This is a genomic window from Vreelandella sp. DA03-1M (assembly GCF_055725665.1).
On record NZ_CM146798.1, the window covers coordinates 3,168,807 to 3,187,096 of the forward strand.

Consider the following 18,290-nt stretch of genomic DNA (forward strand, 5'->3'; position numbering starts at 1 on the left):
CTCATAACAGTAATGATTGAGTCTCAGAACGCAGGTGACCTGCTACAATACTCCCTCGACCTACGCAACTCATGAGTCATATGCGGGTCTAGGGAAGAATGAGTGTACACAAATCCGGGAGAGCTTGACTGATGAGCTTGTTTGCAACGCTTTCGCGTTCGGTCGCCCTGGCTGTCATGCTGGTCATCACCAGCCCAGCCGCCTTAGCGCAACTTGAACCGACCGATGAACAACGCCAGGCGGCGGTGGAAATTGCGGACTCACTCCGCTACGGCCACTATGCTGATATTACTTTTGACGAAGCGTGGTCGCAGGATGCCTTCCAACGCTACTTGGATATTCTTGACGGTCAGCGCGCTTACCTACTGCGCAGTGATATCGAAGCCTACCGCCATTTAGAGACCAGCATGGCAGACGCCATTTTTAGTGGCGACCTAGATGACGCTTTCAATTTGTATAATGCGTTTAGTGAACGTCAACGCACCCGCGTTGAGTCGCTACTTACTCAGCTCGATGAAGGCCTTGATTATAACTTTGAAAGCAATGAACGCTTAGAGATTGATCGTGAAGACGCCCCCTGGGCCTCCCGGCAAAGTGAACTCGACGAGCTGTGGCGCAAACGGCTCAAAAATGACGCTTTAACCCTTGCCTTAACCGACCAGGACAGCGAACAGATTGAAACCAATCTGCGTCAGCGCTATGAAGGCCAACTGACGCGTCTGGAGCAAACCGAGCCTGAAGACGTGTTTGGCGTACTAATGGCAGCGGTCACTGGCAGCATCGACCCGCACACCGGCTACCTCTCCCCCCGCCAGGGTGAGTCGTTTGATATTCAGATGAGCCTTTCTCTTGAAGGGATCGGCGCTTTGCTTCAATCGGACGGCGAGTACGTTAAAGTCGCAAGCTTAGTACCCGGTGGCCCGGCAGAACGCGCAGGCGTCTTGGAACCAGCAGACCGCATCATCGCTGTTGGCCAGGAAGAAGGCGAGATGGTTAATGTCGTCGGTATGCGTCTGGATAACGTCGTTGACTTAATTCGTGGTCCTAAAGGCTCCATCGTTCGTTTAGATGTAGTACCTGCCCAAGCAGTCGATATGACTCGCTCGCAGATCGTTGAAATTACCCGCGATACCGTCAGCCTTGAAGATCAAGCTGCCAGTAGTGAAATCATTGAAGTCGAGCGCAACGGCGAGCCGCACCGCCTTGGGGTCATTAACGTGCCCACGTTCTACGTTGATTTTGACGCTTGGCAAGCCGGTGAAGAGGAGTATCGCAGTACCACACGCGATGTTGCCAAAGAAGTCGAACGCCTCAAAGAAGAGGGTGTAGAAGGTATCGTGCTTGATCTGCGCAACAATGGCGGTGGCGCCCTGCAAGAAGCCAATTCATTGATCGGCTTGTTTATTGATCGCGGCCCCACCGTACAGGTACGCGACGCCCAGGGCCGCATCCAGCTCTACGGCGATAGCGAAGCAGGCACGCTCTATGACGGCCCGTTAGGCGTCTTAGTGAACCGCCTCTCTGCCTCTGCATCGGAAATTTTCGCTGGCGCTATTCAGGATTACGGTCGCGGCCTAGTGCTCGGCACGCCTACGTTCGGCAAAGGCACCGTGCAAACGCTTAATGACCTGAGCCATGGCCAGATCAAGCTAACTCGCGCCAAGTTCTACCGTATTTCTGGCGATAGCACCCAGAACCGCGGCGTAGAGCCGGATATCGACTTCCCCAGCCTGATCGACCCCGAGCGTATTGGTGAAAGCAGCCTGGATAACGCACTAGCATGGGATACTGTTCAGAACGTTCAATATCGCCGCTATGGCGAACCTGAAAACATGCTGGAGCAACTCATTACCCAACATGATGCACGTGCGCAGGATAATGCCAATTTCCGCTATCTTGAACGCCAGTCCACACTCGCTCGTCAGCTACGCGAACAGCACACCAGCGTGAGCTTAAACCGCGAACAGCGCGAGCGTGAAATGGAAGCCCAGGAAGCCGAACAGCTCTCACTGGAAAACCAACGCCGCCGTGCGCTGGGCCTGGAAGAGCTGGATGAGTGGATGGACGCTCGGACAGACGCCACAGCAGGAATAGGCAGCGAAGAGAGTGATGCTGCTGCCTCACAAGAGAGCGAAAGCGAAGAGGATGAAGCACTGGCCGTCGATCGCGCCTACGTGCTGGAATCAGCAGAGATACTTCTCGATTACGTCCATCTGCAGGATTCTCAGCGGTTAGCGGCTAAGCGTTAATACGCACGGTTAAAGCACACTGAGAAAAAACGCCGGCTCCTTTATAAGGGTCGGCGTTTTCATTGCGCTACTTTAACCACCTGCCTGTTTTTATCACCTAGCCTGCCTCAGCATCGCGTTAACACAGCGCCGCTCGGCGGGCAGGCCGATCCCCCATTCGCGTTAAGCGATGCGTGAGTGCCGCTAACTGCACAGCGCTGCCTTGGGTGCCCGCCTGAACAATATCGTGGGTCCAGGCAGGTAATTGAGAGGCAAGCCGGTAATAGACCCACTGCCCCTCGCGCTGATCGCTAAGCAACCCACATTGACGTAACTGAGCCAAGTGCCGTGACACTTTGGGCTGTGACTCCTGCAGCGCATGGGTCATTTCACACACGCACAGCTCCTGCTCTTGAGCAATTAGCAGCACTAGCATTAAACGCGTTTCATCGCTTAAACACTTAAATACTTGCAGCGCCTGGGGCGCAGTAACGTTGCCCACCATAAATTTCCTAAACTAATGGATTATCAACGTAGTTTACGTCACTAAATCGGTTGACGGTAAGCACCGATACTTCTAATGGCGAACCAGCTCACAACGTCAGACACGACAAAACCGCCTAGGCATTAGCTGGCAGTGGATATAGCAAAGGAGAAAAGGAAACACTAGAAATGAACGCTTTCAGTCAACGCAGAGAAAACTGGGCGCAAATGAAAAGCAAATAAGAAGGGGGGGGGGGATTAATTGGCTCCTCGAGCAGGACTCGAACCTGCGACCCAATGATTAACAGTCATTTGCTCTACCAACTGAGCTATCGAGGAATCATGCACTACCCAAAACGGTACGCCGTAAAAAGGCAGTTAAAGAGATACTAACGGTATTACAACTTGGCTCCTCGAGCAGGACTCGAACCTGCGACCCAATGATTAACAGTCATTTGCTCTACCAACTGAGCTATCGAGGAACATCATAAGTTGTCGTGTTTTAAGCAAAACCCTTCGCCTTAAAGCGGTAGCGAAAATTGGCTCCTCGAGCAGGACTCGAACCTGCGACCCAATGATTAACAGTCATTTGCTCTACCAACTGAGCTATCGAGGAACTGCTCAAACACGGTGCGTAGTATACCCATTGAAATGTGGTGGTCAAGTATCGATTATGGCCGAATGCTAGCCCCAGGTTTCTTGTGCCCGTATAATGGGGATATCCAAAAGTGGCATGGCCCACTATCCGACACTCCATTCATCCTCGTCCCTTGACGACTCATAGATGACAGGTACCGATGGCGAAGAAGCTCTTCATCAAAACGCACGGCTGCCAAATGAACGAGTACGACTCCTCCCGCATGGCGGATCTACTCGGCGAATCTCACCAGCTAGAACTCACTGATAATGAGCGTGAAGCCGATGTCATTCTGTTAAACACCTGCTCGATTCGCGAGAAAGCGCAGGAGAAAGTTTTTCATCAGCTGGGCCGCTGGAAAAAACTTAAAGATGCCAACCCCGATCTAGTGATTGGCGTGGGTGGCTGCGTGGCCAGCCAAGAAGGCGAAGCCATTCGCAAGCGCGCACCGCACGTGGACATGGTATTTGGGCCGCAAACCCTGCACCGCGTCCCCTCAATGCTGGATGCCCGCAGCAATAACCAAATTGCCGCCGTGGATGTCACCTTTCCTGAGATCGAAAAGTTCGACCATCTGCCCAAGCCCTCCTCCGATGGCGCCACCGCATTCGTGTCGATCATGGAAGGCTGCTCCAAGTACTGCACCTTCTGCGTGGTGCCTTACACTCGTGGTGAAGAAGTTTCACGTCCCTTTGAAGCGGTTATGGATGAAGTCATCCACCTTTCCGATCAGGGCGTGCGTGAGATAAATCTGCTGGGCCAGAACGTGAATGCCTATCGCGGTGAGAATCAGCTTGGCGACGAGATCGACCTGGCCGAGCTGATTGCCTGTGTGGCGGCAGTAGACGGGATCGATCGCGTCCGCTTCACCACCTCGCACCCGGTTGAGTTTACCGACAGCCTCGTGGACGCCTTTGCGGATATTCCCGAGCTGGTGAGCCACCTACACCTGCCGGTACAGTCGGGTTCAGACCGCATTCTTAACGCTATGAAGCGTGGTCATACGGCGGCGGAGTACATTGAAAAGATGGAGCGTATCCGCGCCAACCGCCCGGACATCAGCTTCTCTTCAGACTTCATTATCGGTTTCCCCGGCGAAACGGAAGAAGATTTTGAAGCGACGATGAACCTGATTCACCAGATTGGCTTCGACCACTCGTTCAGCTTCGTTTACTCCGCACGCCCCGGCACACCTGCTTCTGGCCTGCCGGATGAAACACCGGAAAGCGTGAAAAAGCAGCGTTTGGCAATTCTGCAGGAGCGGATCATTCAGCAAACTGCGCAAATTAGCCGCCGCATGGTGGGTAGTACGCAGCGTGTACTGGTTAACGGCTTTTCGCCCCGTGACCCCGGCCAACTCTCAGGGCGTACCGAGAACAACCGCGTGGTGAACTTCCGTGCCGCCAACCCCACCGAGCTAATCGGCTACTTTGTCGATGTGGAGATCACCGAGGCCTTCCCCAATTCGCTGCGCGGCGAACTGGCCTCACCCGAGCGCTATTAAACGTTCACTTAGCACCGCCATTAACACAGGTCATTGCCCCGCTTCAGGCGGGGCAGTAAGCTGAACGATACACACACTAACGAGGGGTTCCCCACTCTTGAGCCAGCCAACACCTCAGGCCAATCGCATCATCACCTTAAGCCTTGAACCCAATGATCCGCAGCGCCTTGCTAGCCTTTGCGGCCAGCAGGACGAGCATTTGAAGCTGATTGAAAGCCGCCTGGACGTGACGCTGCGCAACCGAGGCAATGTGTTCCAATTGGCGGGCCCCGCCAATCGCATTAAAGCAGCGGCAAACGTACTGGAACATCTCTACCGCGAAACGGCATCCAGCGAACTTGAAGCCGATACCGTCCACCTGTTCCTACAGGAATCTGGGCTTGAAGCAATAGAAGATGAAGAAGATGGTAGCGCCAGCAGCGACGAAGTGATCATGCGCACGCCACGCACCATGATCAAACCACGCGGCCTTAATCAGCAGCGCTATGTGTCCAGTATCCGCGAACACGATATCAATTTTGGTGTTGGTCCTGCGGGCACAGGCAAAACCTATCTAGCGGTCGCTGCGGCGGTTGAAGCGCTCAACCAACAGGAAGTACGCCGCATTCTGCTTGTGCGGCCTGCCGTCGAAGCGGGTGAGAAACTTGGCTTTCTACCTGGCGACCTGGCCCAAAAAATCGACCCCTACTTGCGCCCTCTTTATGACGCTCTGTACGAGATGATCGGTTTTGAGCAAGTGGCGAAACTGATTGAACGACAGGTAATTGAGATTGCCCCGCTGGCCTACATGCGTGGCCGCACGCTTAATAATTCCTATATCATTCTGGATGAGAGCCAGAACACGACGCCAGAACAGATGAAAATGTTCCTGACCCGAATTGGTTTTGGTTCTACCGCCGTCATTACCGGCGATGTGACCCAGGTCGATTTACCCAAGGGGCAGCGTTCAGGGCTGATTCAGGTGCTCGACGTATTGAAAGACACCCCAGGCATTGGCGTTACCCACTTTGCCGCCAAGGATGTGGTTCGCCACCCGTTGGTTCAGCGCATTATCGAAGCCTACGACATGTTCGAGTCTCAGCAAGAAGTGGAAGAGCGTGCCCGCCGTGAAGTGCGCCAGCAAGAACGTGATGCCCGCATGCAAACGCGAGAAGGCTCCTGGGATAGCTCGCGATGAACGAGCCTACGAGTGATGAGCTAATAATTGATCGTCAGGCAGCGATCAACGAACCCCTGCTACCCTCTCTGACACAGCTCACCCACTGGGTGGGCTGTGTTTTTGCGCACCACCCCGATGACCAGCGTCGGGAAGTGACTATCCGCTTCGTGGATGAGAGAGAAAGTCAGACGCTTAACCGCGACTACCGGGGCAAAGACAAAACCACTAACGTGCTGTCATTTCCCTTTGAGAGCCCGCCCGGGGTTGAATTACCGCTACTGGGTGATCTCGTGATTTGTCACGCCGTAGTGGCTCAGGAAGCTCGCGAGCAGCGTAAACCGCTTGAGCATCACTATGCTCATATGGTCGTGCATGGCATCTTGCATTTAATGGGCTACGATCATATTAACGATGAGGAAGCTGAGGAGATGGAGCAGTTCGAACGCGAGCTATTGGCAGAGCTGAATATTCCCGATCCCTACTCCGATAGCTTCCAAGCGCCTGATGGTGATGAAGCCTAAAAGCGTACGTCTTGATTATTCGATGGTGGTTGCGTTAATTCACGTAACAATGAATCTGGTACTATCCCCCGCTTCAGTGATAAAACGGCTACCTGACGATGTAGCTAACATCTAGCAACTGACTGCCAGCAAACGAGAGAATTGACGCATGAGCGAAGACCGATCGAGCAACCCTAGTCAAAAATCCTGGCTCGAGAAACTCTTTGGCGCCCTTTCCGGAGACAATGACGAACCCAGCTCACGCGATGAGCTGATGACGTTTTTACGCCACACCGCAGGGAAACTAAAGCTGGACCAAGACGCCATCATGATCATTGAAGGCGCGCTTGAAATCAGCGACCAGCAGGTACGCGAAGTGCTGATACCGCGTTCCCAAGTCTCAGCCATCGCGCTGGATCAAACCAGCGACGGCTACCTACCCCTCATTCAGGAAACCGGCCACTCCCGCTACCCGGTGATTGGCGAAAATCTGGATGATGTAAAAGGCATTCTACTGGTAAAAGACCTCTTACCACTGCTATCCCAAACGCAGGCCCAGCGAGATGCTTTTAAGCTTGATGATATCTTGCGCCCGGCAATGTTTATCCCGGAATCCAAACGCCTTAACAGCCTGCTCAAAGAGTTTCGAGATACCCACAATCATATGGCGGTGGTGGTTGACGAGTATGGCGGCACCGCAGGCATTATCACCATCGAAGATATTCTTGAGCAGATCGTCGGCGACATCGAAGATGAGCACGATACCGATGAAGAAGACGATATCCGCGAAATAGAGAATGGCCGCTACGCCATTCGTGCGCTGACGCCTATCGAAGACTTCAACGAACGCTTTGACACCGAGTTCTCTGACGATGAGTTCGATACCGTTGGCGGCCTGGTAATGCAACAGTTCGGCCATCTGCCTCGGCGCGGAGAACATACCATTCTTGGTGGCTGGCGATTTGTGATCCTCAATGCTGACACCCGTCGTATTCGTCTACTCGAAGCCTACCGTGATACGCGCCGTGATGACGAAGAAGATGATGATCAGGAAAACAAGCCAGCCTAGTCGCTGATCGTCACTCTACTCTCTATCCGCTTTCTCGCACTTTACCGTAGATAGGTTATCGCTATGGGTTTACCCCCCGCGTTTATGTTACAGCTGCTTGCTGCCCTGGTTGCTGGTGGATTCACCACCCTTACGGCCTCACCGTTTGAACTGTGGTGGCTTGGCCCGGTGGCAATTGGTTTACTTTATGTGGGCCTGCACGCCTTAACTCCCGCCCAAGCGGCACTAAAAGGCTGGTTATACGGTGTGGCACTGTTCGCCAGCGGCACCTCCTGGGTGTATGTCTCTATTCACGACTATGGCTATACCGGTGTACCACTGGCCGTTTTCCTAACCGCGCTGTTCGTGACGATTTTGGCGCTGTTTTTTGCCGGGACCTTCTGGCTCTATCGCCGTTTCACCTCCGCCCGGCTAGCGTTTATCAGCTTTGCCGGTGCCTGGGTGTTGGGCGAGGTGCTACGTACCTACCTGTTTACAGGCTTTCCCTGGCTGCTGCTGGGCTCTGGCTATGTCGATTCGCCACTAGCCGCCTGGGCACCCGTTGGTGGCGTCTATCTGCTTTCTCTATTAGTAGCACTTAGCGGTGCGCTTGGTGCTGAACTACTGCTGCGCCGTCAATGGTGGGCACTCGCACCACTGGCAGCTATTTGGCTAGTCCCGTTGGCATTGCCTCAGCAGTGGACCACACCAGTAGATGAGCCCACCCGTGTCGCCCTGTTACAAGGTAATCTGCCGCAGCTATTGAAGTGGACCCCTGAAGGGCAACGGGAAGCCGCTAACACCTACAGCGAACTGACTCGCGAAGTTGCCGACGACGTTGACCTGATCATCTGGCCTGAAACCGCTCTGCCGATGATGGAAAACCAGGCCCGCCCAGTGCTGGAACGAGTACAATCTAACCTACCTCCCGATGTCGCCCTGCTCACCGGCATCGTTCAGCGCGACGATCAAGAGCGCTATTTCAATAGCGTCATTGGCGTAGGCAATGTAGAGGGCAGCTACCAGAAAGAGCACTTAGTGCCTTTTGGTGAGTACTTGCCACTGGAAAGCGTACTCCGCGGGGCGATCGATTTCTTTGACCTTCCCATGTCGACCTTTACCAAAGGCGAGCACGAGCAAACACCCATGCAGGCCGCGGGGATAAATATCGGCAACGCGATCTGCTATGAAATTATCTACCCGCAGTTAGTTGCCCGCCGCGCGCAAGACAGCGGTGTCATCATGACGGTCTCCAACGACACTTGGTTTGGCGCCTCAATTGGCCCTCATCAGCATTTGCAGATGGCCCGACTGCGAGCGCTAGAGAATGGTCGCTATGTGGTCCGCGCCACGAGCAACGGCATTACGGCGATTATCGACCCCAAAGGCCATATCGTTGAGCGCGCACCGCAGTTCGAAACGACTCTGATAACCGGCGAATTCTACGCCATGGAAGGTTTGACACCGTTTACCCGCACAGGCAGTTGGCCCGCTTGGCTGCTAGCAGGCTTGTTGCTTTTATCCGGCGTTGCTGCGCGAGGCGGCCAACGTGACGTAAAAAGCTGATACATAAAAAAGCTGATACATAGTACTCGCCCGTAGCAAAATGGCCCGCGTCCTTTGTAGGACGTGGGCCATTTCATTTGTTCAAGCTAGCGCTATGGGCAAGTAAACGCCGATAGATTAGGCAGCGCTGTTTTTCAACGTCGCCATATCAATCACAAAGCGATAGCGCACATCGCCTTTTTCCATGCGCTCAAAGCCTTCGTTGATGTTGTTGATATCCAACATCTCGATATCACAGGTAATGCCTTGGTCAGCGCAAAGCTTGAGCAGCTCTTCGGTCTCTGCAATGCCACCAATCAGCGAACCGGCAACCACACGACGTTTGAAGACCAAGTTAAAGGCTTCAATGGCTGGCTCAATAGGTTCAAGCAAACCGACAATAATGTGCGTACCGTCGTACTTCAGCGACTTCAGGTAAGGGTTAAGGTCATGCTGTACGGGTACGGTGTCGAGCATAAAGTCGAAGGTTTCAGCCACGGCATCCATCTGCGCCTGGTCGCTGGAAACCACCACGTGGTCAGCACCGTTGCGCTTAGCTTCTTCAACCTTGGCATCTGAGCGGGTGAATACGGTGACTTCCGCACCCAACGCCTTAGCCAGTTTAACGCCCATATGGCCTAAGCCACCCATACCAATCACACCAACTTTATGGCCTTTACCGACGCCATGATGCTTGAGCGGTGAATAGGTCGTCACACCGGCACAAAGAATCGGCGCTGCTGAGGCTAGATCGATACCATCAGGCATCTGCAGTACAAAGTGCTCACTCACTACGATGGAGTCGGAGTAGCCACCCTGGGTCATGGTGCCGTCTTGGCGGTCTTCGCTACCATAGGTCATGGTGAAGCCTTCCAGGCAGTACTGCTCTACGCCGTCTTTGCAGGCAGCACAGGTACGGCATGAGTCGACCATACAACCGACACCCACCAGGTCACCGGCTTTAAAGCGCGATACTTTATCGCCGACAGAGGTCACGCGTCCGACAATTTCATGGCCGGGCGCGACGGGGTACTGACTCATGCCCCAATCGTTACGTGCAAAGTGCAGGTCACTGTGGCAAACGCCGCAGTAAAGAATTTCGATGGCAACGTCATCGGGGCGCGGCTGGCGACGATCAAACGAAAACGGTGCTAAGGGCTTATCGTTAGCAAATGCCGCATAGGATAATGCTTGGCTCATCGGTAGAACTCCTCATCATCAAAAGACTGCCTTATACATCAGCAGACATATCCCTCGCGTGCGAGGCATGCCAATAGTATTGGCCTATTCAGTAATGATAGCGATGAACGAAGCTACGCCATTTTTGCCAATTACTCCGACGGCACGTAATAAAATAACAAAAAATAGCCAAAAATCGATATGATTGTACAAAAGCCACCAGAAACCAGAGAGAACAATCATGGCCTCAACCGCTCAGGCTGGCAATGCGCTGGCTGCTGTTATCGCCCCTCTCATCAAGCGTGACGGTATCAGTGACACCCCTCTGCCGGGCGTGTCATTACTCTGTTTAAGCCGCCATCAGGTACGGACCCCGCTTCTGTATGAGCCAAGCCTGACTATCATTGCCCAGGGAAGAAAAATGGGTTATCTGGGTGATCGCGAAATCTATTACGATCCCGGTCACTATTTAGTCCAAACGCTACCACTGCCCTTTGAGTGTGAAACCTACGGTTCACCGGAAGCTCCGTTGCTGGGTATATCGGTACGCCTTGATCCGGCACTGTTAAGCGAGATGGTCACCGCCATGGGTAACACCGGGTATCACGACCAGACACCCTTACCAATGGCTTCAGTGGCCATGACAGAGGGCATGCAAGACGCCGTTTTGCGCTTGGGACGCACGCTAAATGAAGCGGTAGAGTGCAACACCATGGGCACCGCACGGATCCGTGATGTGGTATTTGAGGCGCTAAAGGGCGAGCAAAGCCAAGCATTGAGGGCACTGGTTTTGGGGCACGGTAATTATTCACGCATTGTGCAGGTGCTTTCAAAACTCCATGCTAACGTTGCCCAAGACTTTAGCGTTGAACAGTTGGCTGCACAGGCCAATATGAGTGCGTCGACGTTTCACCAGCACTTCAAGCAGATTACTCGCTCGTCCCCGGCCCAGTATTTGAAACGGCTTCGCTTAATCAAAGCACAGCAGTTACTGCTGCAGGATAACCATAACGTCAATCAGGCCGCTGCGGCGGTGGGTTACCGCAGCGTGCCTCAGTTTAGCCGCGACTATAAGCGCTACTTTGGCGAGCCCCCGCTTCAGCATCGCCGTCAAGAGCAGGCGTTACGTGCTTAAAACGAGGGCTAATGCAGTAATTATTTGGCAAACACCTGACTCATATCTTTAAACGCTTTGAACTCTAGGGCGTTTCCGCATGGGTCAAGCAAGAACATGGTGGCCTGCTCACCCACTTCGCCTTTAAAGCGAATATAAGGCTCAATCACAAACTGCGTATCGCGCGCTTTCAGACGCTCGGCTAGGGCTTCCCACTCATCCCACTCTAAAATCACACCGAAGTGCGGCACCGGAACGTTGTGTCCGTCTACCGGGTTGGTGTGTGCGCTCTCTTGCCCCGGCGTTTTGGGCTGCTCATGAATGACCAGTTGGTGGCCAAAGAAATTAAAGTCAACCCACTGCTCGCTGGAACGCCCCTCTTCCAGGCCAAACACATCATTATAAAACGCCCGCGCCAGCGCTACATCGTAAACAGGAATAGCCAAATGGAAAGGTGAAAGGCTCATTGTCATCTCCAGCTTATTAGGCTTTTAAGGGGTTGAATGGCACTTTATGCTGCCACGCTGTATTCATCCTAGGGCGACGCATGGGAAAATAAAATCAATAACTATTTGGCTGATTCACAAAAAGGATTTATCAATGATCCGCGAGCTGAAAACGCTGATTGCGGTAGCACAGGAAGGCACCTTTGCCGCGGCAGGTAACAAAATTGGCCTGACTCAAGCAGCGGTCAGTGCGCAGATGAAACGCCTTGAGGGAGAACTAGGCATTGCCCTGTTTGAACGCAAAGGGCGTGCCGCCATATTGACCCAACGAGGGCAAGAGACGTTAAAGCAAGCCCACGCCCTGCTGACGCTGTATAGCACGCTGGGCGTGTCCATGTCAGGCCAGCCAGCCATACAACGGATCAATATCGGCGCCATCGCCTCCATCCAGCGCTCGCTACTGCCTGATGCGCTCGCGCGCTTTCATCACACTTATCACGATTGCTGTACCCGCGTGGTACCGGGGCTTTCCATGGAACTGGTAAATCAGGTCGACGCTGGCGAACTGGATATGGCAGTGATTATTCGCCCGCCCTTTTCGCTACACAGTGATTTGCGCTGGACACCCCTAGCTCACGAGCCTTTTCGGTTAATCTTGCCACCGCATATCAACGGCGACCAGTGGCGGGAACTGCTCTCCAACCAGCCGTTTATCCGCTACGACCGTGCCTCCTTTGGGGGCAGGCAGGTGGAGCGCTTTCTACGTGATAACCACTGCAATGTGCGCGAGGTATGCGAAGTCGACGAACTGGAAGCGATCATTAAGCTGGTCGCCAAGGGGGTAGGCGTGGCCCTGGTGCCCGAGGCCATCGCCCACTCACGCTGGCCAGCCGGCGTGCGTGCGATTGATTTAGGCGAGCGTACCTTTCATCGTGATATAGGGCTAATTCATCCTACCAGTGGTCATTTGAGCGAACCCGCCCGAGCGCTTGCTCATTTGATTGGCGAAACGGCACAACAACCTGGTAATTGTGTTTAGCCCCCATTTAAGGCCACAGGAGTTAATGCATGAAACCAGAGGATCTGGAAAAGCTAGTCACCCGTACCATGCCCTTTGGCAAGTATGAGGGCCGCCTGATCGCCGACCTCCCCGGCCCCTATTTAAACTGGTTTGCTCGGGAAGGGTTTCCTTCTGGCGAGATTGGTCAACTGCTGCATTTGATGCACGAAATCGATCACAACGGGCTTGGCCCGCTGCTCGATCCGCTGCGTAAAAAGCCTAGCCAGCGCGGCGACACTTAACGCTGGTAATCGTCGCGCTCGTTTAAGGCGCGCTGAAACTCAGCCCGGTAAGCCGACTCATGGAGGGTCGGGTCTTTGGGAAAACGGCCTAAAGCGACAGCTAACTCAAAAAAGCCCGTAGCGGGTAACCCATCGCCCCGGCGGCTGATTACTAAGGCAGCGATAAAAGGTGTTTGTTGCGCGGCGTCTTCACGCATTAACTGCTCAAGCGCTTGGGTAACTTGCCCAATGGTCCGCGGCGGCGTTAGCGCAAGCTCGGTGGCCACCTGCTGGTAGGTCATTGGCAGGGTTTCTTGCGGTGCGCTGAGTAGCAACTGACGTAAAGCGGTTATGTGATCGGTCATGTACATCCTATCGTCAGGTATTAAACGTTCAGATTGCCAATTGGCGTTGTATTTGTGCTAAGAATAGCTGAATACGATGTGACAAGGAGGGAACATGGCAATGCAACTGAAAGCGTCACACCCACGCGGTGGCCGCTGGCCAGGCATACTGGCAGGTTTAGCCATTCTGCTGCTTGTAGCGGCGGCACTGATGATGGCGGGCGCTGGCCCGGCTTATCGGGGCGAACTTATCAGCCTGGGCGAGGCGTTTAACTTACTACGTAACGGCGTCTATGCCGCTGGTGGTGCGGTGGCAGTCAGCATCATTACGCTGCTGCTGAGCATGCTGGCTCGTCGCTTCACATCAGCCTTGATGGCCTCAATGGTCATGATCGCTGCAGCGGCGCTGCTTTTTGTGCCTTGGCAGCACTGGCAACGTGCCCAAGAGGTACCGGCCATTCACGACATCACCACCGATACCCAGAACCCACCTGCTTTTGAAGCTTTAGCCAACGCACGGCGTGCTGCACCTAACGCGGTCGATTACCCTGGTGAGACAACCGCCCTGCAACAGCGAGCAGCCTACCCTCACATCAAGCCGATAATCGTAGCTGAATCTCCGCAAACCGTACTGGCAGCTGCCCAAGCAGCGGCGGAAGAGTCTGGCTGGCGCATCGCCCTAATTACCGACAATCACATAGAGGCCACCGCAACCACGCGCTGGTTTGGCTTTGAGGATGATGTGGTTATTCGTTTAACCGAGCTAAACAATGGTGTGCAGGTCGATATGCGCTCGGCTTCACGCCTGGGCGCAAGCGATGTGGGCACCAATGCAGCGCGTATTGAAGAATATTTAAGCGCGCTGGAAGCACGGCTCGAATAACGGCTCTACTTCCTTCCCAGCCCCCCTTCTAAGCCGCCGTTTTTAATGTAAGGAGTCCTGCCTGTTGCCAGCTTCACGCGCTAAAATTTGTTCCGCGTCCAGGGTGGCGATGGGTACTTGGTGCTGGACTGGAATATCGCCGCTCAATTGAAGCGCTTGGTAACGCAGGGCGCAAACGCGTAAAAACGAGGTGAAGTTACCCAAATCGTGCCCGGCATCGATCGATTCATGATACAGCCGGGTAATCATTTGGGCGGTATTCATTCCATCTCGCTGGGCGATTTCTTCGAGAATGTGCCAGAAATAGTTTTCCATCCGCACACTGGTGACCATGCCATCGATACGCAGCGAGTGCGTCGCACTACGCCATAGCTCGGGATTAGCTTGAATAAAGAGTTTACACATGGACGTTGCCTCTTCGAGTAGTCCGCTCAGGCTCACGCTATCAATATAGTGGGCAATAGCGCAGAACGCCCGGCTAGGGCCGGGCGCAAAGGTAATTATGATAGTGCGGCTAGCTTTACTTATTTAACAATGCCATAAATTGCGCCAGCCAGGCTGGGTGGGCAGGCCATGCGGGGGCGGTGACCAAGTTGCCATCGGTTACCGCATCCGTTACCTCCAAATTGGCAAAGTGGCCACCGGCAAGCTCTACCTCGGGCTGGCAGGCCGGGTAAGCGGAGCACTGCCGGCCCTCAAGCACTTTTGCAGCAGCCAAGAGCTGCGCACCATGACAAATGGCCGCCACGGGCTTGTTGGTCTCGAAAAAGTGCTGAACCATCGTCAGGACTTCCTTGTTGAGACGAAGGTATTCCGGTGCGCGACCACCCGGTACCACTAGGGCATCGTAATCGGCGGGGTTAGTGTTGGCAAAATCAGCATTCAGTGCGAAGCGGTGCCCAGGCTTTTCAGAATAGGTTTGATCGCCTTCAAAGTCATGAATCGCGGTTGCCACAGTATCGCCCGAGGCTTTACCAGGGCAGACAGCATCTACTCGGTGGCCGACGGCCATAAGTGCCTGAAACGGCACCATGGTTTCATAGTCTTCAGTGAAATCGCCGGTGATCATTAAAATGCGCTTACTGCTCATCTCAGTACTCCTTTTACCTATTTATCTTATGGTTATTGATCGAGTGTGTGAGCACACGCGAGGCGTGTGAGATAAGACTAGCAAGCGCTTTCCACCAGCAGGTAGTAATTGCTTACTACTGAGTCATTTTCTCCTGCTGCGGAAGCGCTAGATGCCGTTGCCCCGCCGTGTCGCCGCCTGAAAGTGCCCTACCTGTGAATGCATGTCGCCGGCACGATCATCTAGTGTATGACTGGCCGTCGTGGCTTCTTGTACCAAGCGGGCATTTTGGTGCGTCACCTGACCCAATTGCGAAATCGCTTGGTTGATCTGGTCAATACCTGCCGACTGTTCATGGGTCGCCCCAGCAATCTCCGTGACATAGCGCGTCACCTCACCCAGGCTATCAATGATCTCCGGAAGGTACTTACTGGATGCGTTGACGAGTTGCTCGCCCTCGCTCACCTTAGCGACACTGTCGTCTACTAAATGACGAATTTGGGCCGCCGTTTCAGCGCTGCGTCGCGCTAATTTACGCGCTTCTTGGGCCACCACAGCAAACCCGCGCCCCTACTCGCCAGGCCGGGCGGCTTCAACGGAGGCACTCAGTGCCAACAAGCTGGCTTTAAAGGCAATATTTGAAATAAAGACTAAAATTACCATAAGAAAATTAAGTTATATAAATTAAGCAACTGCTAATCAGGACGTTCTATCGCAAAACGATCACTAATGCGGATGTAATCGCTGCCCGCTAGGCGACCTACAGGTTTCAGAAGGTCCATATCCACATGGCGACCGTCCCATAGCGCGTCATCAATATGAATGGAAACCACTTGCGCCAGTACCAACGTACCTGCTAAAGGTTGGTCACCGAACCGAATCATATCGAACAGTTTGCAGCCAAACGCTACAGGCGCATTAGCAATCCGCGGAACGCTCACACCCGGCATAGCAGCCTTTTCAAGCCCGGCCAGGGTAAACTCATCCTCTCCTGGCGGCAGGCTGGCACTAGTGGTATTGAGCGCTTCAATTAACGCCTCACTCCCCACATGCACAACGCATTCTGCAACGTCATTTAAATTGCGCACCGTATCTTTAAGCTCACCGCTGCCATTGAGCAGTGGTGAAAATGCCAGCACCGGCGGGTTGACACTAGCGACATTGAAGAAGGAGAACGGTGCTAAATTAGTATTTCCCTGCTTATCCTGGGTAGACACCCAGGCAATGGGCCTTGGGCAAACAACGCCGGATAACAAGCGGTAAATAACACCGGGGCTTAGGGGGGAATCATCTAACAGATAGTTACTCATTTTTGGCTCCTTGGCGGTTAGTGTTCAGGTTAGTATCACTTTATAACAACAAGGCCTACTAGGCCCTGTTTTACTATTATCGATGCGACCAGTTTAAGGAATCCTCTCCATGAAGATTATTATTCCCGATGACTATCAGGACTGCGTGCGAAGCTTAGAGGCCTTCAAGCAGCTAGAAGACCAGGATGTAACGATCTATCACGACCCTCTTACCGACCTGAACGCGCTAAGTGCGCGTTTCCAGGACGCCGAGGCGTTAGTGCTGATTCGTGAACGCACGCCTATCACGGCTGCCCTACTGGCGCGCCTGCCCAACCTGAAAGTCATTAGCCAAACGGGTGGTGGTGCAGCGCATGTGGATATGGCGGCCTGTCGCCGCCATGGCGTCACTGTCATGGCGGGCACTGGATCGCCCTATGCAGCGGCAGAATTAACCTGGGGTTTAGTCCTGGCGGCAATGCGTCATATACCGGCTGAAGTTGAGAACCTGAAAGCGGGCCGCTGGCAGCGCACGTTAGGTACCGGCCTTAAAGGACGCACGCTAGGCATTTTTGGCTACGGAAAAATCGGCAGCCTAGTGGCACGCTATGGTCAGGCGTTTGAAATGAACGTGTTGGTGTGGGGTCGGGAAGGCACCCGCCAACGCGCCGCTGAAGCCGGGTTAGAAGTGGCCGAAAGCCAAGCTGCGTTGTTTCAGCGCTCAGATGTGCTGAGCCTGCACCTTCGCTTGAACGACGAAACCCGCGGTATCGTCACTGCTGAATCACTCGCCCAGATGAAGCCTACGTCTCTGCTGGTGAATACCAGTCGCTCACCGTTAGTAGCGCCCGGTGCGCTTGAACAGGCGCTTAAAGCTGGGCGTCCTGGTCAGGCAGCGGTGGATGTCTTCGATGCGGAACCGGTCATTGAAAACGCGTTGCTGGCATTGCCTAATCTAGTCGCCACGCCTCACCTTGGCTATGTAGAAAAAGATAGCTATGAGTTCTATTTTGGCGACGCCTTTAGCAACCTGCTGGCCTACATGGATGGTCAACCGATTAACAATTTAGCGGGCTAATTGAGCGCGCTAAGTAGGCTAGCCATCCCCGTCTCTGTGCCAATTGTGCTAGCCTTATGGGTTCACGAGTAACACAGGGGCCATTAATGCTCACCATTTCTAGCAACGTTACCCTGGCTGATTGGGAGATTGATATTAGCCAGATTCGCGCCCAAGGCGCGGGCGGCCAGAACGTCAATAAAGTCGCTTCAGCAGTACATCTGCGCTTCGATATTCTTAGCTCAACACTGCCACCGCTGTACAAAAAGCGCTTAATGGCGCTGTCCGATCAGCGCATCAGTAAAGAGGGCGTGGTGATTATTAAAGCCCAGAGCCATCGAAAGCTTGAACTCAATAAAGAAGATGCGCTGGCACGTTTAAAAGAGCTGATTCAGAGTGCCACCAAGCAGCAAAAAGCACGCCGCCCCACCAAGCCCACCAAAGGCTCGCAGCGCCGTCGTGTTGATCACAAAACCCGAAAAGGGAAAATCAAGTCATTGCGCGGTAAAGTGTCGGCGTCATAA

At 53.8% G+C, this 18,290-nt stretch carries 20 protein-coding genes and 3 tRNA genes; 12 read left to right on the forward strand and 11 right to left on the reverse strand.

Annotation, left to right across the window (positions count from 1 at the left end; translation table 11 throughout):
* Positions 1-131: 131 nt before the first annotated feature.
* Positions 132-2,249, forward strand: a complete 2,118-nt coding sequence (locus ACXUPB_RS14910; protein ID WP_335598017.1) for a carboxy terminal-processing peptidase — start codon at positions 132-134, stop codon at positions 2,247-2,249.
* 118 nt (positions 2,250-2,367) lie between these two features.
* Here ACXUPB_RS14910 and ACXUPB_RS14915 read toward each other — a convergent pair whose 3' ends face one another.
* The 4 genes from ACXUPB_RS14915 to ACXUPB_RS14930 form a co-directional block, all read right to left on the reverse strand.
* A complete protein-coding gene (locus tag ACXUPB_RS14915) occupies positions 2,368-2,733 on the reverse strand; it encodes a metalloregulator ArsR/SmtB family transcription factor (protein WP_472953158.1) in 366 nt (121 codons plus the stop codon).
* Positions 2,734-2,974: 241 nt separating this feature from the next.
* A tRNA-Asn gene (locus tag ACXUPB_RS14920) sits at positions 2,975-3,050 on the reverse strand.
* Positions 3,051-3,117: 67 nt separating this feature from the next.
* Positions 3,118-3,193: transfer RNA gene (locus ACXUPB_RS14925), tRNA-Asn, on the reverse strand.
* Positions 3,194-3,251: 58 nt separating this feature from the next.
* A tRNA-Asn gene (locus tag ACXUPB_RS14930) sits at positions 3,252-3,327 on the reverse strand.
* Positions 3,328-3,508: 181 nt separating this feature from the next.
* Here ACXUPB_RS14930 and miaB point away from each other — a divergent pair.
* From miaB to lnt, 5 genes are all read left to right on the forward strand, one after another.
* Positions 3,509-4,852: a tRNA (N6-isopentenyl adenosine(37)-C2)-methylthiotransferase MiaB gene (gene miaB, locus ACXUPB_RS14935; protein ID WP_176301940.1), complete on the forward strand. Its 1,344-nt coding sequence runs from the start codon at positions 3,509-3,511 to the stop codon at positions 4,850-4,852.
* A 97-nt stretch (positions 4,853-4,949) separates the two neighbouring features.
* A complete protein-coding gene (locus ACXUPB_RS14940; RefSeq protein WP_035560092.1) occupies positions 4,950-6,029 on the forward strand; it encodes a PhoH family protein in 1,080 nt (359 codons plus the stop codon).
* The gene (ybeY, locus tag ACXUPB_RS14945; protein ID WP_472953160.1) at positions 6,026-6,532 is read left to right on the forward strand and encodes an rRNA maturation RNase YbeY; all 507 of its coding nucleotides are present in this window, start codon (positions 6,026-6,028) and stop codon (positions 6,530-6,532) included. The genes ACXUPB_RS14940 and ybeY overlap by 4 nt, the downstream gene beginning before the upstream one ends.
* Positions 6,533-6,680: 148 nt before the next feature.
* Positions 6,681-7,580 (forward strand): HlyC/CorC family transporter, encoded by a 900-nt coding sequence (locus tag ACXUPB_RS14950; protein WP_472953161.1) that lies wholly within the window; start codon positions 6,681-6,683, stop codon positions 7,578-7,580.
* 63 nt (positions 7,581-7,643) lie between these two features.
* A complete protein-coding gene (gene lnt / locus ACXUPB_RS14955) occupies positions 7,644-9,125 on the forward strand; it encodes an apolipoprotein N-acyltransferase (RefSeq protein ID WP_472953162.1) in 1,482 nt (493 codons plus the stop codon).
* A 117-nt stretch (positions 9,126-9,242) separates the two neighbouring features.
* Here the strand turns inward: lnt and ACXUPB_RS14960 are convergent, their stop codons facing one another.
* A complete protein-coding gene (locus ACXUPB_RS14960) occupies positions 9,243-10,304 on the reverse strand; it encodes an NAD(P)-dependent alcohol dehydrogenase (protein ID WP_179916173.1) in 1,062 nt (353 codons plus the stop codon).
* Positions 10,305-10,524: 220 nt separating this feature from the next.
* On the opposite strand from ACXUPB_RS14960, the gene ACXUPB_RS14965 reads away from it, so the two are divergent.
* The gene (locus tag ACXUPB_RS14965) at positions 10,525-11,418 is read left to right on the forward strand and encodes an AraC family transcriptional regulator (protein WP_472953163.1); all 894 of its coding nucleotides are present in this window, start codon (positions 10,525-10,527) and stop codon (positions 11,416-11,418) included.
* A gap of 20 nt (positions 11,419-11,438) precedes the next feature.
* On the opposite strand, the gene ACXUPB_RS14970 is transcribed toward ACXUPB_RS14965, so the two are convergent.
* The gene (locus ACXUPB_RS14970; RefSeq protein WP_179916175.1) at positions 11,439-11,864 is read right to left on the reverse strand and encodes a VOC family protein; all 426 of its coding nucleotides are present in this window, start codon (positions 11,862-11,864) and stop codon (positions 11,439-11,441) included.
* Between the two features lie 133 nt (positions 11,865-11,997).
* Between ACXUPB_RS14970 and ACXUPB_RS14975 the strand changes: the two genes are divergently transcribed.
* On the forward strand, positions 11,998-12,882 hold the full coding sequence (locus tag ACXUPB_RS14975; RefSeq protein WP_472953165.1) for a LysR family transcriptional regulator: 885 nt from the start codon (positions 11,998-12,000) through the stop codon (positions 12,880-12,882).
* 29 nt (positions 12,883-12,911) lie between these two features.
* Complete coding sequence (locus ACXUPB_RS14980; RefSeq protein WP_179916177.1) at positions 12,912-13,145, forward strand: DUF3820 family protein; 234 nt, start codon at positions 12,912-12,914, stop codon at positions 13,143-13,145.
* On the opposite strand, the gene ACXUPB_RS14985 is transcribed toward ACXUPB_RS14980, so the two are convergent.
* The gene (locus ACXUPB_RS14985) at positions 13,142-13,489 is read right to left on the reverse strand and encodes a hypothetical protein (RefSeq protein WP_179916178.1); all 348 of its coding nucleotides are present in this window, start codon (positions 13,487-13,489) and stop codon (positions 13,142-13,144) included. The two genes, ACXUPB_RS14980 and ACXUPB_RS14985, sit on opposite strands and share 4 nt — an antisense overlap.
* Positions 13,490-13,583: 94 nt before the next feature.
* Between ACXUPB_RS14985 and ACXUPB_RS14990 the strand changes: the two genes are divergently transcribed.
* Positions 13,584-14,351: a DUF1499 domain-containing protein gene (locus ACXUPB_RS14990; protein ID WP_472953167.1), complete on the forward strand. Its 768-nt coding sequence runs from the start codon at positions 13,584-13,586 to the stop codon at positions 14,349-14,351.
* A 42-nt stretch (positions 14,352-14,393) separates the two neighbouring features.
* Here ACXUPB_RS14990 and ACXUPB_RS14995 read toward each other — a convergent pair whose 3' ends face one another.
* From ACXUPB_RS14995 to ACXUPB_RS15010, 4 genes are all read right to left on the reverse strand, one after another.
* Positions 14,394-14,756: a ribbon-helix-helix domain-containing protein gene (locus tag ACXUPB_RS14995; RefSeq protein WP_008957361.1), complete on the reverse strand. Its 363-nt coding sequence runs from the start codon at positions 14,754-14,756 to the stop codon at positions 14,394-14,396.
* A gap of 115 nt (positions 14,757-14,871) precedes the next feature.
* Positions 14,872-15,441 carry a DJ-1/PfpI family protein gene (locus ACXUPB_RS15000; RefSeq protein WP_179916180.1) on the reverse strand — a complete coding sequence of 190 codons (570 nt, stop codon included), beginning with the start codon at positions 15,439-15,441 and terminating at the stop codon, positions 14,872-14,874.
* Positions 15,442-15,588: 147 nt separating this feature from the next.
* A complete protein-coding gene (locus tag ACXUPB_RS15005) occupies positions 15,589-15,972 on the reverse strand; it encodes a methyl-accepting chemotaxis protein (protein ID WP_472953169.1) in 384 nt (127 codons plus the stop codon).
* Positions 15,973-16,115: 143 nt separating this feature from the next.
* The gene (locus ACXUPB_RS15010; RefSeq protein ID WP_008957365.1) at positions 16,116-16,730 is read right to left on the reverse strand and encodes a flavin reductase family protein; all 615 of its coding nucleotides are present in this window, start codon (positions 16,728-16,730) and stop codon (positions 16,116-16,118) included.
* Between the two features lie 109 nt (positions 16,731-16,839).
* Between ACXUPB_RS15010 and ACXUPB_RS15015 the strand changes: the two genes are divergently transcribed.
* Positions 16,840-17,787 carry a D-2-hydroxyacid dehydrogenase family protein gene (locus tag ACXUPB_RS15015; protein ID WP_472953173.1) on the forward strand — a complete coding sequence of 316 codons (948 nt, stop codon included), beginning with the start codon at positions 16,840-16,842 and terminating at the stop codon, positions 17,785-17,787.
* A gap of 86 nt (positions 17,788-17,873) precedes the next feature.
* Positions 17,874-18,290 (forward strand): alternative ribosome rescue aminoacyl-tRNA hydrolase ArfB, encoded by a 417-nt coding sequence (gene arfB, locus ACXUPB_RS15020; protein ID WP_472953175.1) that lies wholly within the window; start codon positions 17,874-17,876, stop codon positions 18,288-18,290.

What these genes read in the sequence shown, in the direction of transcription:
- ACXUPB_RS14910 (WP_335598017.1), top strand. Translation starts at nt 132, where the DNA reads ATGAGCTTGTTTGCAACGCTTTCGCGTTCGGTCGCCCTGGCTGTCATG.
- ACXUPB_RS14915 (WP_472953158.1), bottom strand. Translation starts at nt 2,733, where the DNA reads ATGGTGGGCAACGTTACTGCGCCCCAGGCGCTGCAAGTATTTAAGTGT.
- miaB (WP_176301940.1), top strand. Translation starts at nt 3,509, where the DNA reads ATGGCGAAGAAGCTCTTCATCAAAACGCACGGCTGCCAAATGAACGAG.
- ybeY (WP_472953160.1), top strand. Translation starts at nt 6,026, where the DNA reads ATGAACGAGCCTACGAGTGATGAGCTAATAATTGATCGTCAGGCAGCG.
- ACXUPB_RS14950 (WP_472953161.1), top strand. Translation starts at nt 6,681, where the DNA reads ATGAGCGAAGACCGATCGAGCAACCCTAGTCAAAAATCCTGGCTCGAG.
- lnt (WP_472953162.1), top strand. Translation starts at nt 7,644, where the DNA reads ATGGGTTTACCCCCCGCGTTTATGTTACAGCTGCTTGCTGCCCTGGTT.
- ACXUPB_RS14960 (WP_179916173.1), bottom strand. Translation starts at nt 10,304, where the DNA reads ATGAGCCAAGCATTATCCTATGCGGCATTTGCTAACGATAAGCCCTTA.
- ACXUPB_RS14965 (WP_472953163.1), top strand. Translation starts at nt 10,525, where the DNA reads ATGGCCTCAACCGCTCAGGCTGGCAATGCGCTGGCTGCTGTTATCGCC.
- ACXUPB_RS14970 (WP_179916175.1), bottom strand. Translation starts at nt 11,864, where the DNA reads ATGAGCCTTTCACCTTTCCATTTGGCTATTCCTGTTTACGATGTAGCG.
- ACXUPB_RS14975 (WP_472953165.1), top strand. Translation starts at nt 11,998, where the DNA reads ATGATCCGCGAGCTGAAAACGCTGATTGCGGTAGCACAGGAAGGCACC.
- ACXUPB_RS14980 (WP_179916177.1), top strand. Translation starts at nt 12,912, where the DNA reads ATGAAACCAGAGGATCTGGAAAAGCTAGTCACCCGTACCATGCCCTTT.
- ACXUPB_RS14985 (WP_179916178.1), bottom strand. Translation starts at nt 13,489, where the DNA reads ATGACCGATCACATAACCGCTTTACGTCAGTTGCTACTCAGCGCACCG.
- ACXUPB_RS14990 (WP_472953167.1), top strand. Translation starts at nt 13,584, where the DNA reads ATGGCAATGCAACTGAAAGCGTCACACCCACGCGGTGGCCGCTGGCCA.
- ACXUPB_RS14995 (WP_008957361.1), bottom strand. Translation starts at nt 14,756, where the DNA reads ATGTGTAAACTCTTTATTCAAGCTAATCCCGAGCTATGGCGTAGTGCG.
- ACXUPB_RS15000 (WP_179916180.1), bottom strand. Translation starts at nt 15,441, where the DNA reads ATGAGCAGTAAGCGCATTTTAATGATCACCGGCGATTTCACTGAAGAC.
- ACXUPB_RS15010 (WP_008957365.1), bottom strand. Translation starts at nt 16,730, where the DNA reads ATGAGTAACTATCTGTTAGATGATTCCCCCCTAAGCCCCGGTGTTATT.
- ACXUPB_RS15015 (WP_472953173.1), top strand. Translation starts at nt 16,840, where the DNA reads ATGAAGATTATTATTCCCGATGACTATCAGGACTGCGTGCGAAGCTTA.
- arfB (WP_472953175.1), top strand. Translation starts at nt 17,874, where the DNA reads ATGCTCACCATTTCTAGCAACGTTACCCTGGCTGATTGGGAGATTGAT.